The sequence below is a fragment of the Methylobacterium sp. J-088 genome (assembly GCF_022829295.1).
In the GTDB taxonomy this organism is placed as follows: domain Bacteria; phylum Pseudomonadota; class Alphaproteobacteria; order Rhizobiales; family Beijerinckiaceae; genus Methylobacterium.
In genome coordinates this window covers 1-320 of record NZ_JAKSYH010000120.1, presented here as the reverse complement: position 1 = coordinate 320, position 320 = coordinate 1, and the positions used below count along the sequence as shown (strand labels likewise).

The window sequence follows — 320 nt, the reverse complement described above, 5'->3', positions numbered from 1 at the left end:
GAGCCTGATCCCGGAGGGGAGCCTCGCCCGGCTCCACGGGCTCGAGCTGCTGGTCATCGATGCCCTGCGGGACACGCCACACCCGACCCACTTCTCCGTCTCGGACGCCCTGGCGCTGATCGCCCAGGTCAAACCGCGGCGCGCGTGGCTGACCAACCTGCCCACCGATCTCGATTACGGCTCTACCCGGATTCCGCCCGGGCGGCGGCGGATGCCGCCGATGCCCGCCGCCGGGACGGGCTCTCCCTCGGGCCGCTCGACGGCGCGATCGTCTCGATCAAGGACCTGTTCGACGTGGCGGGCGAGACCACGAAAGCCGG

Annotated in this window: 1 protein-coding gene and 1 pseudogene; both read left to right on the top strand. The window is 71.9% G+C overall.

Annotated elements, in window-relative coordinates:
- A pseudogene (locus MKK63_RS12855) lies at positions 1-202 on the top strand (MBL fold metallo-hydrolase); the annotation flags it as partial.
- Positions 145-320, top strand: a 176-nt coding sequence (locus MKK63_RS12850) for an amidase family protein (RefSeq protein WP_244002246.1), incomplete at its 3' end; no start/stop codon positions are given. The pseudogene MKK63_RS12855 and the gene MKK63_RS12850, both read left to right, overlap by 58 nt.